The following is a 14331-nucleotide window of genomic DNA, read 5'->3' as shown; positions in this document are numbered from 1 at the left end:
CACAGAAAAATAACCGCAGTGATATTATTACACTGATTAGCAAACCTGACAGTATCATTTACTTCCCGAACCAACACATAATTAATAAATAACATATTTTATCGATTTTTCCTGATTGCGTAAATCAATTTCCCGCTTCGCAAATGCTACTTTTTTACCGCGGTATACTTTTACACTAAAAAAGAAAAAAGCCGATGAAACAATTCTATCTGCGCCCGCGGGTAAAACAAGTACTGCTGTTTATGATGGTCCTGTTAACCGCCCGGAGCCAGGCAATAGCGGGAGACATTCTCTCCGCAATCAAAGGAAAAGTAATGACTTCAGATGGCTTGCCTGCACCATATGTTACCGTTAGAATAGATCATTCCAACCATGGCGCGCTCACCGATGCCAATGGTGAATTTGTCATCAAAAAAATAAAACCAGGGAAATACACGCTGGTCATCTCTTTGATAGGATATGAGAAAGTACTTCAGGACGTGGAAGTAGAGACCGACAAAATCTCCCAGATAACCATCAGCCTGGGCGCTTCAGGCCAGCAGATGAAAGAAGTGACCATTGTAGGAGACTATAATAAATATACAGTTCTTACTCCTTCCAATTCACTGCGATTAAATGCTCCTCTGGTAGAAATACCACAGAGCATTGCCGAAGTTTCCAGAGAGGTGTTGGCAGACCAGCAGATCTATAATATGCAGGAGGGCGTGACCAGGAATGTGAGCGGCGCCTCCCGCCTGGGCCACTGGGATATGTATTCCAACATACAGATCCGTGGTTCCCGCGCCAACTCACTCCGCAATGGCATGAATGTGTTTATCAGTTCCTGGAGCCCGCTTACGGAAGACATGAGCATGGTAGACCGTATTGAGTTTATTAAAGGCCCTGCAGGCTTTATGATGTCTAACGGAGAACCCGGTGGCATGTACAACGTAGTCACCAAAAAACCTACCGGTGTGAGTCAGGGTGAAGTGTCCCTCTCTCTGGGCAGCTACGACAACTACCGCACCACCCTTGACCTGGACGGCAAACTATCCAAAAACGGATCATTGCTTTATCGCCTCAACCTGGCTGGTGAAATGAAAAACGGCTGGCGTGATTTTGACTATACCAACCGGTACAGCATCTCCCCCGTATTAAAATATCTGATAGACGAAAAAAACAGCATCACCCTGGAATACAACCTGCAGTATATGCAACTGCCGGTTATCGGCGGAAACTATTCCTTCTCCAAACGTGGTTATGGTGACCTGCCCACCAACTTCACCACCATTGAAGGCAACATGGCCCCTACTAAAATCAACGACAACAGTGTCATGGCCTTCTATGAACATAAATTTACTCCGGATTGGAAACTGACTGCCCAATTCGGTTTCTTCCACTATAAACAAATCGGCCAGAGTATGTGGCCATCAGGGTTTTCCATCAAGGACAATGACAGCCTGCTTCAACGAAACATCAGCATATGGGATGCACTGGGCCTGAATAAAACAGCGCAGGTATTTGTGAACGGCACCTTCCGCACAGGAGCTGTCACACACAATATCCTCGGCGGCGTAGATATGAAATACAGTAATTACTACGCCGATTGGGCACAGGCCGCGTCTTTCGGCGATGTTCCCTTCAACATCTACAAACCTAATCATGGTGCCGTTACTCAGCCTAAATGGGACCGCTCTGCAGATATCCGTACCCGTGGTGTTCAATACAACTATGGCTACAATGCAGTATACCTCCAGGACCAGATCGGCTTTTTCAATGATCAGCTACGTGTAACCCTGGCCGGTAGATATACCACCAACAACGTATTGAGCCCCTACGATGGTACCAACAAAGACAGCAAATTCACGCCCCGCTTCGGTATCAGCTATTCTCTGGACAGACATAGTGCGGTTTATGGTGTATATGATGTGAGCTTCATCCAGAATCCCGGCCTCGACTGGCAGAAAAAAGCCTTCGATCCAATGACAGGCGACAATATTGAATTTGGTATTAAACGGGATTGGTTCAACGGCCGCTTTACCTCTTCTGTTGCCATCTATCAGATCACTAAAAACAATGTGCTGACAACCGATCTGGAACACAGAGATCCTACTACCAACCAGTTTATATACAGCCGTCAAAACGGCCAGCAGCGCATTAAAGGACTGGAAGCCGATTTCCAGGGAGAAGTGGTGAAAGGGCTTAACCTGGTTGTCAACTATGCCTATACCGACGGTATCGTTTCCAAAGATGCAGATGCCAAACTGGTAGGCAACTATGTTCCCGGTATTGCCAAACATATACAGAACACCTGGCTTACCTATACCCTCGGAAACGGCGCCTTAAAAGGACTTCGTGCCAATATCGGTTATCAATACCAAATCGGGCGTGTTGCAGGACAGGTATATGATAAAAGTGAAAACTTCCTGCCCGACTACTTCAGAATGGATGCAGGGCTGGCATATACCGTGAATAAGTTCAGCATTAATATGCTGGTCAACAATGTACTTAACGCATACCTCTACACCGGAGCACCTTCCGCCGACAACTACGGAAACAAAATCTATTACTGGCAGACAGAACCCGGTCGTAACGTGAGGATGAGCCTCGGATATCGTTTTTAATCTTAAATCCTGAAAATAATATGAAAAAACTATTTTTCTCTGCAATGTTATGCTGCTGCATGTATACCGTTTTCGGGCATGCACTCTGGATCGAAACAGCCGTCTACGGCCGCAAGGGACAAGCCCAGGAAGTAAAAATATTTCTGGGAGAATATGCCGACAACGAACGCGACTCTCTTCAGCACTGGTTCAGCAACATGAAAGCCTTCAACCTTTACCTGATCGATCCTTCCGGTAAAAAACAACAACTGGAATGTACACCCGCAGGCAATCATTTTAAAGCGACCTTTACCCCCGCCACCGATGGCGCCTATATTCTGTACATCGATCATACCGTTCAGGAAATATACGGTGGCAGTAAGATCCATTATTATGCGCAGGGCATTGTTCAGGTAAATAACGACAAAGGAGTTAACAACCTGAAAGAAAATGACTTTGTATTGCTGACCAGCGGACCCGCCACCAAAAAGGTGAACGTAGCTGAAAAAGTATCCCTGCAGCATAAAACAAAAAATACACTGCCTAAAACAGAGCTGACCATCCAATCACCCACTGGCTGGACCAAAAAAATAAAAGGTGAGTCCGGAGAGGCGTTTACATATGTACCGGCCTGGAACGGAAGATACCTGCTGGAAGGCACTTTCACGGAAGATGAAAAAGGAGAACACGGAGGAAAACCTTATGAACGCGTATGGCACTGTATTACCTATTGCAAGGATGTAATCAAATAATCGGCATGCCGTTTAAAAAGACTATCGTGAAGATACACTGCTGGCTCGGACTTAGGTCCGGGCTGGTTGTTTTATCAGCATTATGAACAGTACAGACTCGACTCGTATTATACTGGCAGATGCTCAACCCGTTTACAGAGAAGGAATTAAAAGTTTGTTGACAGAGCTTCAAAATAACTACAGGGTAGAAGAGGCAGGTAACAGTAAAGAACTGAAGCCTGCCCTTCTTTCTTTTCACCCGGATATACTCATTCTGGATTATGATCCTGTATACTTTGATGCTGATGAACTGCTTGGCACCTTGTCTGTTATACCGGAATGCAAGGTGATCCTCATATCCAGCCAGAAGAAAAAAACGGACCTCTTCAAACTACTCGACAGTAACGTTTATTGCGTACTGACGAAAGAGTGCAGGAAGATAGATGTCCGCCAGGCCATCATCGGCGCCATTCAGGGCGAAAAGTTCTTCTGTACCTTTGCCCTCGACTTATTACTGGCAGACAGAAAAAGCACTCCTTCTATTCCTGCTTCTCCTCCGGAAGGCTTATCTGTCAGGGAAACAGAAATCATCCGCCAGATAGCCAGCGGAAAATCCAATAAAGAAATCGCCGGCATCATGCATCTGAGCCAACATACTATTCATTCGCATCGCAGAAATATCATGCGGAAACTACAACTGCACTCTGCTATTGAACTGTGCAACTATGCACTCGAATCGGGTATCGTTAAACGCTCTCCATAAGCCATACTGCGGCCCAACCACATAAACGGACAAGCACCTCCCGGTCTTGTCCGTTTTTTTATTTCCCCTACTGTCATAACACCGCATTTATACCATGATCATGGTAATCAGGATACCCGCATCCTACCAGGTTTTTACCAGTTCAAGGCGATTGATAACGTTATCGGGCACACGTACTTTTAATACCCTGCTATCAATTAAATGAAAATGCTATGAACAGAATGATCTATAACTTTGCGGCTGTTGGTGTTGGCCCCTTTAACCTCGGACTGGCGTGCCTTACCCATTCCATTCCCGACCTGAATGGAATATTTCTCGACAAAAGGCCTGCATTCAACTGGCACCCCGGTATGCTCATGCAGGACACTACGCTGCAGGTTCCTTTCCTTGCAGACCATGTTACCATGGCAGATCCTACCAACCCCTTCAGTTTTCTCAACTACCTGAAAGAACAGGGACGGATATACGCTTTTTACATCAGGGAAAATTTCAAAATACTCAGAAATGAATATAATCAGTATTGCCAATGGGCTATCCGTAAACTACCGGAAGTACATTTTAATACAACAGTAGAGAGAATTGATTATGATGAAAACGAAAAAATTTATCTACTCACCTGTACAACGCCCACCAGCGCCCCTGTGGTGATAAAAGCCAGAAAACTTGTACTGGGCACCGGCACCGTACCATATGTGCCCGCCAACTGTAAAAAATTCATGCATCAGGCTGTACATTCCGCCAATTATCTTCCCAACAAACATACACTGCAATCCAAAAAATCCATCACTATTGTGGGCAGCGGTCAGAGCGCAGCTGAAATTTATATGGACCTGCTGCAGGACATCGACACTTACGGTTACTCCCTGCACTGGATCACCCGCTCTCCGAGGTTCTACCCGCTGGAATACAGCAAACTCACCTTGGAGATGACTTCTCCCGAATATGTTGATTACTTCCACAGTCTTCCACAACACAAAAGAGATCACCTGCTGCAGCATCAGAAACATCTCTACAAAGGCATTAACACAGACCTGATCGGGGCCATCTTCGATACCATCTATGCTAAAAAACTAGTATCGGACATTGATATCTCCTTACGCACCAATGCAGACCTGCAGGAAATATCGTACCATGATAACACCGATTCATTCAACCTTACTTTTTTTCAGGAAGAAGAAGAAAAACATTATACCCATCATAGCTCTGGACTGGTACTCGCCACAGGTTATACTTACCAGATCCCTGATTTTATGGAGCCTGTCATGCATAAAATAAGGCTCGATGACCGCGGACGTTACATTGTCAACAGAAACTATACAATAGACACCAACGACCATGAAATTTTTGTTCAGAATGCCGAACTGCACACCCATGGCTTTGTAACACCCGACCTGGGAATGGGCTGCTATCGTAACGCCTGTATTATCAGGGAGATGCTGGGCCGTGAAGTATACCCCATCGAAAAACGGATTGCCTTCCAGCAGTTTGCAGTCGGAGAAGAATCCCAATTGACACATACCCATTTCCAACCCGTTCATCAGTTGTGATCATGAAAAAAGCAACAGCCCCCTTACATATCATGCCTGTCTATCAGGATAACAATCATCCGTTGGGACTTGTAGAGCTGTGGCCTATGGACCTCACCCATGACACCCCGGAGATCTATCAATGGGTAACACAGCCCTATGCCCGCTACTGGGGCATGACCGACAAATCATACAAACAGGTATTAGCAGAATACACCACTATCTGTCATAACGAACACGCTGCGGCACTGATAGGCAAGATCAATAGCAAAACAACATTCCTCTGCGAATACTATGACCCTGCACACGATCCGATCGGCAGTCACTACGACCCCGAGCCCGGTGATGTAGGTATGCATATCCTGCTGGGTCCTCCGGAACAACGCATCCCTGGCTTCTCCTGGCAGGTATTCAGCATCATCATGGACTTCCTGTTTGAAAATCCATATCACGACAGAGTAGTGGTAGAACCGGATATCCATAACGAAAAAATCCATCGTCTCAACAAACGCGCGGGCTTTACTTATGTAAAGGAGATACAGTTGCCGCACAAAACCGCTGCCCTGGCCTTCTGTACCCGATCGCAATATTTTCAGGCAAAGAAAAACAACTGAACATGTATAACAACGAAACCATCCTTCACACGCCCGAACAGGTGATCAGCCATCTGCAACCAGCGATCTGGGCCCGTGTCAACAGGCTACATGTCGCTAAAATCATCAGCGAATTCTCTCATGAGCTGCTGCTACAGCCGGAATGGATCAGCGACGAACAGGAATGGTCCCATTACCAGCTACAGGCACCTGAATCAGCCATCACTTATTTTTTCAGAGCCAGCATACTCCATCTTCATCACTGGTCCATTGACCAGGAAAGTATCCGTAAAGTAAATAACGGTCAGGAGCAGCCACTGGACAGCCTCCTGCTGATACAGGAATTCAGCAGCCTGCTCAATATCAGCCCGGAAAATCTACCGGCCTACCTCGAAGAAATTACCAGCACCCTTAACGGCAGCGCCTACACGATGAGCCAGTCCAGGCCCTCCATAGAAGCACTTGTACAATCAGGTTACCAGGATATCGAACATGCCATGACCTCCGGCCATCCCTGCTTTATAGCCAACAATGGCCGCATAGGTTTTGATGCCCATGATTACAGGAAATATGCGCCGGAAGCTGATCAGCCCATACAACTCGTTTGGCTGGCAGGCCACAAAAGCAGGACCCTCTATAATGCCGTAGATGAACTTCCATACCACCAACTGATAGAAGATGAACTGGGAACAGCAGTACTGGCATCATTCAGAGAAAAACTCACTGACAAAGGGCTTTCAGCAGATGATTATTTTTTTATTCCCGTACATCCCTGGCAGTGGTACAACAAGCTGGCCATCATCTGCGCTCCCGACCTTGCCAATCAGCATCTGGTATGCCTCGGTTACAGCCCTGATGAGTATAATGCACAGCAGTCCATCCGCACTTTCTATAATCTTACCCATCCGGAAAAACACTATACCAAAACAGCACTTTCCATTCTGAATATGGGTTTTGTTCGAGGGCTCACGCCTTACTATATGGACAGTACCCCACCTATTACTACCTGGATACGGGAGTATGTAGGCGCAGATCCGTACCTGAAACAATGCGGCTTCCACCTGCTATGCGAAGTGGCCGCCGTAGGCTATCGCAATATGTATTACGAGCCTTTCGGCAAACACGTGCCCTACAATAAAATGCTGGCAGGTTTGTGGAGAGAAAGTCCGGCTAAAGTGCTGCAACCTGGTGAGCAATTGATGACCATGGCCGCCCTCCTGCATACTGAGTTTGACGGCAAAGCCCTATTACCCGCACTGATAGCAGCTTCCGGCCTTTCTGTACAGGCATGGCTGCAATGTTATCTGCGCGTTTATCTTACGCCCCTGCTCCACTGCTTTTATGAACACGACCTGGTGTTTATGCCACATGGCGAAAACCTCATCCTGGTGCTGGAGAACCATGTACCGGTGAAAGCCATCATGAAAGATATCACGGAAGAGATCAGCGTATTCCGTATGAATACTGACATTCCGGAGAAGGGAAGGCGTATATGCGTCACCGTTCCCGAAGCGTTGAAAATACTCAGTATCCTCACGGATGTATTTGACTGTTTCTTCCGTTTCCTGAATAATATCCTGGTCACAAAATGTGATTATCCGGAAGAAGCCTTCTGGCAGCAGGTGGCCGACTGCGTGTATGCCTACCAGATAGATCATCCGCAGCATGCAGATAAATTTGAGCGATATGATATGTTTATGCCGGAATTTATGCTTTCCTGTCTGAACCGACTGCAGCTGCGTAATCATTACCAGATGGTAGACCTGGCCGATCCCGCTGGCAGCCTGCAACTCGCCGGCATGCTACAGAATCCTATCACGCCGTTTAAACGCCCTGCCACCTCCACCCTATTAACCAGCGCTCAGGGTAAGATCTAATGTACTACCTATTCTCTTAAACCATAAAACAACACTATGACACTCCCGCTGCTACTGGGGAAAATAACGAGCACCTTCGGTTACATTGTGCTTGGACTTGTGATACTGGAATGGATAATACTCGTGGTGACTAAAAAAATGGAAAGCAACCGGGAAGGCTGGGTCAACGTGTTCTCTTATGTGCTGGACAGTTTTCCTTACTTCTTCCTTGGTAAGTTCATCATTTTTGGTACGATGATGTGGATGTACGAACACCGCCTCTTCACAGCCGGCTATGCCTGGTATGTCTGGATACTGGCTTACCTCTCCTATGATTTTATGTTCTGGCTGGTGCACTACCTGGGGCATAAGGTAAGGTTCTTTTGGTGTATACATGGCGTTCATCATACTGCAGAAGAAATGAAACTGACAGTAGCCGTACGGGGTTCTTTTCTGGGGTTTATTCATATGCCCCTCACCGTTATAGGACTACCGATACTGGGTTTTGATCCGTTTATGATTTTTATATGTGAAGCGATTGCAAGACTCTATGGGCTGTATGAACATGTGAATGATCATTTTGACGATATAGCCGGTAAACAGCGATGGCTGGAGTTTCTATTTATCACCCCTTCCGTACACAGAGTACATCATGCTAAAAACCCCATCTATCTTGACAGGAACTATGGCGAAACCTTCTCCATATGGGACAAGATCTTCCGCACCTTTCAAACAGAGATAGATCAGGTTAAACCGGTATACGGCCTGCTGAATGAACACATCAACAGCAAAAACCTCCTCCAGGTACAACTACTGCTGTGGCGCGACCTCTGGACCGATATAAAACGCGCGCCAGGATTCAAAAACAAACTCCTTTATCTGATAATGCCTCCCGGCTGGAACCATATCGATGGCGGTAAAATGGCCGCCCAATACCGCGCAGAAGGCTGGAAAGCATTGCAGGATGAAAAGAAGAAAAAAAATAATACATATGCATACTGATCAGACTATTTTCGCTGCTCCCGCCCCTGCGGCAAGCACCTCCAATAAACTACTGAAAGATATTTTTTATCAGGAAACAGGCCCCGAATACTTCCAGGCAGTGGAAAAGGCCCGTGAAAAAGTGATAGACTTCCTGTACAATACCAGACAGCCTTTCAGCGGTATTAAGCCCGCAACTATACAGGATGCCGTATACAGCATCAATCTTGATACTCCGCTGGCTGATTATGATGAACTGTTGACAGAAGTCAACGAGATCTATATCAAACACGCAACAGCTTTCCATCTGCCTCAATACATTGCTCATCTCAACTGCCCGGTGGTGATCCCTGCATTGGCAGCAGAGGTGATCATCAGTGCCATCAATTCTTCACAGGATACTTACGACCAGAGCGCCGGCGGAACATTCATCGAACGAAGGCTCATCGACTGGACAGCCCGGGAAATAGGCTACACCCATGCTGACGGCATCTTTAATTCGGGTGGCACACAATCCAATCTGATGGGACTTCTGCTGGCCCGTGATCACTTCGCCATCAATACACTTGGGCATTCGATCAAAAAAGACGGCCTTCCTCCGCAGGCACACCGGTTCAGAATCTTCGCTTCCGACAAAGCACATTTCAGTAACCTGAAAAATGCGGCCCTGCTGGGATTGGGAGAACAGGCCATTGTGAAAGTTCCAACAGACAAACGTTTCCGCATGGATGCACAAGCCCTGAAAGCCGCTATCGACGAGCAGCTTAATCAGGGTAACATCCCCGTGGCTATTGTGGCCACCGCCGGCACCACGGATTTCGGCAATATCGATCCATTAAAATCCATCGCCGCCATCGCGGCAGACTACCGGTTATGGATGCACGTAGATGCTGCCTATGGCTGCGGACTACTGCTCTCCAATAAACACCGCCGCCTCCTCGACGGCATAGAACTCGCAGACTCCATTACGATAGACTACCATAAATCCTTCTTCCAACCTATCAGCAGCAGTGCCCTTCTTGTAAAAAACAAATCAACCCTCGAGCTGGTAAAACATCATGCAGACTACCTCAACCCTGAAGAACAGGACTATGACGAGCTGCCTGCACAGGTCAACAAATCCATCACCCAAATCACCCGCCGCTTCGATGCGCTCAAACTCTGGTGCACCCTGCGGATCATGGGCAAACACAAACTCGGTATATATACCGATATGATGATCGACACAGCAGCTGCTACTGCAGCCCTCCTGCAACAGGACCCTGATTTTGATCTGCTCAGCAGTTCAGACCTGGGCATACTGGTATTCCGCTTTAAACCAGGCTCCCTGAAAACAGATTTGTCGGCCCTGAACCAGGCTATTAAGAAGTCGCTTTTCTTTGAAGGCGCCTTCATTGTGGCCGGAACCAAAGTAAACGGGAACTTCTACCTGAAGTTCACCATCCTCAACCCTGTTACTACGGTAGCGGATATACGTACAATACTCGAGGCTATTAAATCCAGAGGATATAGTCTGATAGAAGGATAATAAAGAAGGACCTTTTGCCAATAGGGACCGGTCTTTGAAAGGACCGGTCTTTATTAAATTTAAAAGCCTCCAGGTAACTATACCTGAAGGCTCAGGGGGCATCATATCCTCTAATCACACACTAATGACTTCTGCCTCTGCGCGGGCCTTTCTCTCCTGTTCCTTCTTCCATCTCTTTCTCATTATCACCGCTGGAACGCAGTGTTCCAAACTTCCAGCTGAAGGCTACAGAAAAAGACCGGTTATAGTACCAGGAGGTAGTGTTACTGTTAAAGGAAGGGGCCGTGGCAGTACTACGTTGCAGGAATGATTGCTGGAAAGGGTTGTTGAAGCTCAGCGTGATACCGGCTTTTTTATCCCAGAATTCCTTGCGGGCAGACAAGCGATAGGTGTAGTTAGCGGTAGTCCGTCCCTGAAGGGTAACATACCCATTGCTATAATCTCCCGAAAACTGCAGTGTAAAATCTTTCGGCAGCTCATAGGCGCTATTGATGCTGAATGAATAAAAGCTGGCATCATTCCCGATGTTAAGGGCTTTGCTTTTGAACCATACATGGTAGAACTCAGCGCCTAAGGTCATGGTCCAGCTTTTATTAAACTGCAGGCCGGTAAAGACATTACCACCCAAACGCCTGTTGGAGGCGATGTTTTGCTGTGTTGTACGGGAGATACCCAAACTGTCCACTGTTCTCAGCGATTCAATCGTATTACTATTGGAATGGAAGTAAAGACTTGAATTCAGGTTAAAACCGGAAGGCGCCGTATAGTTATGTACTAGTTCCAGCATCCGGTTGATTTCGGGCCTTAGCTCCGGGTTACCGAAGGTCAGGTTGCGGGGATCACTGGCATTGACATAAGGGTTAAGGTCCCAGATCCAGGGCCGGCGGATACGCTCGGTGTAACTCAGCTTCAGGTCATGGATATCGTTGATCCTTTTGTTGACCATGACACTGGAAACAAAGTTATTGAACTGACTACGGAAAGAGGGTTGCGGGCCTTTAAAATCGCCACCGAGGCTGGTATGCTCATAACGCCCTCCCAGCCTGAACTGCCAGTCCTTCCGGGTTTTGATTTTGAGGTTCAGATAACCCGCTGCAATATCCTGGAAATAAGACATCACATTGGCGCGGCTAGGATCTTCTATCATAATTGCGCTGCCGGGTATGTAGTTGTTGGTAAAAACAGTATAGTCGCTGCTGGAATTGTTTTTACTGTAGCGGCCACCTACTTCCAGCAGATGATTACCGGCACGGTCCAGTGGCTGCACATAATCGGCCTGAAAAAAGAATTCTTTATTATAGCCTGTATTAGGACTTATCTCCCGGAAATAACGTTGCCCGGAAAGGTCGAACTGGTCTGTCATATAACTGGCTTGCTCATTGGCCTTGCTATATTGAGTGACTAACTGCAGTTCCTGTGCAGGGCGTTTGAATTTTTTTTGATAGTTCAATGAAAACTCTGTGTAGTTCACCTGCCCCTTCTGCTCACTGTACTGGTTATACGCAGTTACTCCTTTTTTATCTGAATAAAGGCTATTGATCTGGCTTTCAGAGGGCCAGTTGCCATTCCAGTAAGATACGCTGGCGCCGATTTTCTGTGAAGAGTCTACCCGGTATTCCACTCCCAATATACCAAAAGCACCTTTGGACTTTTGTGTTTCGTCATTCGTTTGAATCAGGCGGCCAATGGAAATCCCGTCTGACAAGGAGGTCCTGTCCAGGTCAGTAACCGTCCGGGCCTTCTCCATACCACCATCCAGGTTCAGGTTAACACTGAACTTCCCCTTGGTCATGTTCAGGCTACCGCTCACCATTTGTTCCAGGTTGCCGGCGCTCAGGTCGATGCTGCCACCAGTACCATTCATTTTCTTTTTCGTGGTGATGTTAATCACGCCGGCAGCGCCTTCCGCCTCATATTTAGCAGAAGGGGAAGTGATCACTTCTATCGATTCTATAGAACTGGCGGGGATCATTTTCAGCGCCTCTTTCAGATTTTTGGCTAGCAAACCGGAAGGGAGTCCATTCAACAAAATTTTAATATTTCCATTCCCTCTCAATTTTATCTCCCCGTCGGGGCTAACGGTAACCATGGGCGCTTTACGCAGTACATCTTCAGCGGAACCTGACTTGTTACCGATATCTGATGCCGCATTGTAGATCAGCTTATCACCCATACTCTGGATGATGGGCTTTTTTCCATTTACCACCACTTCATTCAATACTCCTGTTCTGGCTGCCAGATAGATACGGCCCAGATCAGCCAGGCCGGCAACAGGAGCAATTGCGGCGCTGTAAGTATTGTATCCGACATAGGTGATGTACAATACCAAATTGGTCTTTTCCGGTGTTTTCAGCAAAAAACTGCCTTTTTCATCCGTTAAAGTGGATTGAATAACCTTCTTATCGGTTTGGGTAACTACCACCGTGGCAAATGGAATGGGGGCTTTGGTTAAGGAATCTGCCAGGGCACCCTTGATGGTAATCGTTTTTGAGGTAGTCTGACCGTGGGTTAAACTGCCGGCCAGTAATAGCATGGTTATAAATACGAAGATTCTTACATTAAACATTTCAGCTTATAATTGATGGATAAAAAACAGCCCAAATAAAGGCCAGTATTCAGACCTGCTGAAATTTAAATGAGCAAACAGGAGGTTTAAGTGACCAACTCAGTTCATCATTAATTCTTGCCCGCCGGACAGAAAAATCGTTTCTTTGAAGGGTATAAATGCAGTATTAATGGACATCGCCGAAAAGGAGAAGTGGTATCATAAGAACATTTTTGTGGAGCTGGTATGCTTTTTATCCATGTATGTATTGACCATGCTGCATGAGATGATGCAGATAGATACATTCATCGGTTTCAGCAAAGGATTGGTCTTCTTTCTGATTTTATATGCCCAGGCGCAATTTCACCGGTTCTTTATTTTCCCGCTATTCCTCGACAAAAGATACCTTCGATATGCAGTATTCGGCCTGGCATTTACCATGCTGGGGGCGCTCACCCTTTTTTTACCGGACTATTACTGGATAGAGCCGGAGCTTTATCAAAACACCGACATTCTACTGTCACTCACCTACTGTTGTGCACTGTGTATCATCAGCACCAGTACTATCATGTCTTTTTTCCTGATTCGGAAGTACTCCTTAGAGCTGAGGAAAAGACATGAAGCTCAGCTACTGCTCAACGAAATGAATATTAAGCTGCTGCACGCACAGATGAATCCGCATTTTTTCTTCAACACGTTCAATAACCTCTATGGAGTGAGCCTCACAGAGCCACAACGGGTACCAGAACTGATTCTCAAGTTATCCAACCTCATGCGCTATCAGCTGGAAAACGGCAAAAAATCGAATGTCAGCATCTGTGAAGAAGTCAATTTCATTGAAAACTATATCATCATGGAGAAAGAGCGTATCGGCAAACGCTGCGAGATCGCATTCCGGTTTCCGAAACTGCGTGATCCTGTCTGTCAGCATAAGATTGCCCCTATGCTCCTTATTACCCTGGTAGAAAACGCATTTAAACACAGCCTGACGATTACTAACAAATGGTTTGTACATATTGACATCACCGTCGCCCATAACACATTAAAACTACACATCGTCAATTCCATCGCTGATGAATCGCTTAAAACCTATTCCACCGGTATTGGTTTGGTGAACATCAGGGAACGAATGGAATTATTGTATAAAGGAAGATATCATTTTGAGACATCTTCCACCACACAGGAATACAGGACCTGTCTTACCTTAAAACTAAACCCATACTGAG

At 46.4% G+C, this 14331-nt stretch carries 10 protein-coding genes; 9 read left to right on the top strand and 1 reads right to left on the bottom strand.

What is annotated here, in order from left to right; genetic code table 11:
* Positions 1–194: 194 nt before the first annotated feature.
* From DF182_RS23530 to DF182_RS23495, 8 genes are all read left to right on the top strand, one after another.
* The gene (locus DF182_RS23530; RefSeq protein ID WP_113618233.1) at positions 195–2603 is read left to right on the top strand and encodes a TonB-dependent receptor; all 2409 of its coding nucleotides are present in this window, start codon (positions 195–197) and stop codon (positions 2601–2603) included.
* A 20-nt stretch (positions 2604–2623) separates the two neighbouring features.
* Positions 2624–3334, top strand: a complete 711-nt coding sequence (locus tag DF182_RS23525; protein ID WP_147243525.1) for a hypothetical protein — start codon at positions 2624–2626, stop codon at positions 3332–3334.
* 82 nt (positions 3335–3416) lie between these two features.
* Positions 3417–4076, top strand: a complete 660-nt coding sequence (locus DF182_RS23520) for a response regulator transcription factor (protein WP_113618231.1) — start codon at positions 3417–3419, stop codon at positions 4074–4076.
* A gap of 212 nt (positions 4077–4288) precedes the next feature.
* A complete protein-coding gene (locus tag DF182_RS23515; RefSeq protein WP_113618230.1) occupies positions 4289–5623 on the top strand; it encodes a lysine N(6)-hydroxylase/L-ornithine N(5)-oxygenase family protein in 1335 nt (444 codons plus the stop codon).
* Positions 5624–5625: 2 nt separating this feature from the next.
* Positions 5626–6216: a GNAT family N-acetyltransferase gene (locus tag DF182_RS23510; RefSeq protein WP_113618229.1), complete on the top strand. Its 591-nt coding sequence runs from the start codon at positions 5626–5628 to the stop codon at positions 6214–6216.
* 2 nt (positions 6217–6218) lie between these two features.
* A complete protein-coding gene (locus DF182_RS23505) occupies positions 6219–8072 on the top strand; it encodes an IucA/IucC family protein (protein ID WP_113618228.1) in 1854 nt (617 codons plus the stop codon).
* Between the two features lie 36 nt (positions 8073–8108).
* The gene (locus DF182_RS23500; RefSeq protein ID WP_113618227.1) at positions 8109–9053 is read left to right on the top strand and encodes a sterol desaturase family protein; all 945 of its coding nucleotides are present in this window, start codon (positions 8109–8111) and stop codon (positions 9051–9053) included.
* Positions 9043–10560: a pyridoxal phosphate-dependent decarboxylase family protein gene (locus tag DF182_RS23495; protein WP_113618226.1), complete on the top strand. Its 1518-nt coding sequence runs from the start codon at positions 9043–9045 to the stop codon at positions 10558–10560. Before DF182_RS23500 ends, DF182_RS23495 begins: the two co-directional genes overlap by 11 nt.
* A 121-nt stretch (positions 10561–10681) precedes the next feature.
* On the opposite strand, the gene DF182_RS23490 is transcribed toward DF182_RS23495, so the two are convergent.
* The gene (locus DF182_RS23490) at positions 10682–13126 is read right to left on the bottom strand and encodes an outer membrane beta-barrel family protein (protein WP_113618225.1); all 2445 of its coding nucleotides are present in this window, start codon (positions 13124–13126) and stop codon (positions 10682–10684) included.
* Positions 13127–13271: 145 nt separating this feature from the next.
* Between DF182_RS23490 and DF182_RS23485 the strand changes: the two genes are divergently transcribed.
* On the top strand, positions 13272–14330 hold the full coding sequence (locus DF182_RS23485) for a sensor histidine kinase (RefSeq protein ID WP_211327192.1): 1059 nt from the start codon (positions 13272–13274) through the stop codon (positions 14328–14330).
* Position 14331: the final 1 nt, after the last annotated feature.

It is taken from the genome of Chitinophaga flava, assembly GCF_003308995.1.
GTDB lineage: Bacteria > Bacteroidota > Bacteroidia > Chitinophagales > Chitinophagaceae > Chitinophaga > Chitinophaga flava.
Note: the sequence above shows the minus strand (reverse complement) of the source record. Positions and strands in the feature narration are given on the sequence as shown.

Coding starts and splice junctions, on each gene's coding strand:
- DF182_RS23510 (WP_113618229.1), top strand. CDS start 5,626: ATGAAAAAAGCAACAGCCCCCTTACATATCATGCCTGTCTATCAGGAT.
- DF182_RS23505 (WP_113618228.1), top strand. CDS start 6,219: ATGTATAACAACGAAACCATCCTTCACACGCCCGAACAGGTGATCAGC.
- DF182_RS23500 (WP_113618227.1), top strand. CDS start 8,109: ATGACACTCCCGCTGCTACTGGGGAAAATAACGAGCACCTTCGGTTAC.
- DF182_RS23525 (WP_147243525.1), top strand. CDS start 2,624: ATGAAAAAACTATTTTTCTCTGCAATGTTATGCTGCTGCATGTATACC.
- DF182_RS23495 (WP_113618226.1), top strand. CDS start 9,043: ATGCATACTGATCAGACTATTTTCGCTGCTCCCGCCCCTGCGGCAAGC.
- DF182_RS23515 (WP_113618230.1), top strand. CDS start 4,289: ATGAACAGAATGATCTATAACTTTGCGGCTGTTGGTGTTGGCCCCTTT.
- DF182_RS23530 (WP_113618233.1), top strand. CDS start 195: ATGAAACAATTCTATCTGCGCCCGCGGGTAAAACAAGTACTGCTGTTT.
- DF182_RS23520 (WP_113618231.1), top strand. CDS start 3,417: ATGAACAGTACAGACTCGACTCGTATTATACTGGCAGATGCTCAACCC.
- DF182_RS23490 (WP_113618225.1), bottom strand. CDS start 13,126: ATGTTTAATGTAAGAATCTTCGTATTTATAACCATGCTATTACTGGCC.